This is a genomic window from Phytoactinopolyspora endophytica, from assembly GCF_004138495.1.
GTDB lineage: Bacteria > Actinomycetota > Actinomycetes > Jiangellales > Jiangellaceae > Phytoactinopolyspora > Phytoactinopolyspora endophytica.
The window spans coordinates 33,648-34,922 of record NZ_ML142862.1 but is presented as its reverse complement, the minus strand read 5'-3'; the positions used below and the strand labels follow the sequence as shown (position 1 = coordinate 34,922).

Sequence of the window (1,275 nt, the reverse complement as noted above, 5' to 3'; positions counted from 1 at the left end):
CTGGCCGAGTCGACCCGGCAGGCGCGTCGCTGGGGCTTCCTGGGACGCGCGGCGATCCATCCGCGGCAGCTCCCGGTCATCGAGGCGGCGTTCGCGCCCTGCCCGGACGAGGTGGAGCGGGCCCGCGAGGTGGTCGCGAGCGTCGACGGCGCACAGGCCCGCGGAGACGGGACCTCGATGCTGCCGGACGGCAGCTTCTTGGACGTCGCGATGGTGGAGCAGGCCCAACGCGTCCTGGCACTGCACGAGCGCACGAATCCGCACAGCTGAGCGTGGATAACCTCGGGCGAAGGGTTCTATACCCGTCCCTGACGTCGAGTCTCCTCAGTGATCCTCGTGCCGGCGGAAGACCTCGCGGGTGAGCGCCTGGACGTCCTGGTCGAGGCTGCCGACCCGCTGTTCGAGACGGCCGACCCGGCCGTCGAGATGATCCACCCGCCGGTCCACCGCGTCGAAGCGGGTGTTCATCTCGGCTCGCATCGAATCGAACTTCGAATCCATCGCCTCGAACCGTGCCTCGAACTTCGAGTCCATCGCCTCGAACCGTGCGTCCATCGACTCGAACTTCGACTCGAACTTGTTCCCAAGGCTCTCGATCTTGGCGCCGACGGTGCGGAGCAGGGCATTGCCCAGCATTCCGACGACGGCGAGGAAGCCGGCGATCAAGGTCCACGTCTGTGCGTCGTTCACGGCGAGTCTCCTTCGTGTTGAGGATGATACGCGAAGGATCTTGCCCGATCTAAAGCAAGGCTACAAGAGGCAACTGGGGCTATGTGGATAAGTCTAGACTCTAACAGAAGCTTGTGGATAGATCAGCGATGCTCCGGCAACCGGCGCGGTGAGAAGACCTTCTCTCGGTGCACCCCATCCGGCTCAACGTTGCACGAGACCCGCGGTGAGGACTTCGTTACGCGCTGGACATCGGCGTTGATCGGCATGGAACTTCCCGTCATCTGAGGCGAAACATGGCGTCCGTAGCGTCACTGTCCATTCGGATACGGCAACGGATACAGCGCTGTATACGCACTGTGGATGCCGGGTGACCAGCACATCCAGCCCGGCCCTGGAGAGTAGTCGAGCCCATCGGCGTAGGAGGCCTCGCACCATGACGTTGTCCAGATGGACCCATTCGACGCGGACCTCGCCCACCCGGACGTCGTCCACGCGCATGCTCAAGGCGCCGGCGGCGCTCGCTGCCGTCGCCCTCGTACTCACCGCTTGTGGCAGCCGCGCCGACGACACCGACACGGCCAGCTCGGACAGCTGTGTTGACAC

2 protein-coding genes and 1 pseudogene are annotated in these 1,275 nt (G+C 64.8%); 1 reads left to right on the top strand and 2 read right to left on the bottom strand.

Annotation, left to right across the window (positions count from 1 at the left end; genetic code table 11):
* Nucleotides 1–270, top strand: a pseudogene (locus tag ELR45_RS41400) (CoA ester lyase); the annotation flags it as partial.
* A 54-nt stretch (nucleotides 271–324) separates the two neighbouring features.
* Here ELR45_RS41400 and ELR45_RS23410 read toward each other — a convergent pair.
* Both ELR45_RS23410 and ELR45_RS38825 read right to left on the bottom strand, forming a co-directional pair.
* Complete coding sequence (locus ELR45_RS23410) at nucleotides 325–690, bottom strand: hypothetical protein (protein ID WP_129668508.1); 366 nt, start codon at nucleotides 688–690, stop codon at nucleotides 325–327.
* 183 nt (nucleotides 691–873) lie between these two features.
* Nucleotides 874–1,275: hypothetical protein (locus tag ELR45_RS38825; protein ID WP_205857121.1), on the bottom strand; the 402-nt coding region annotated here is incomplete at its 5' end.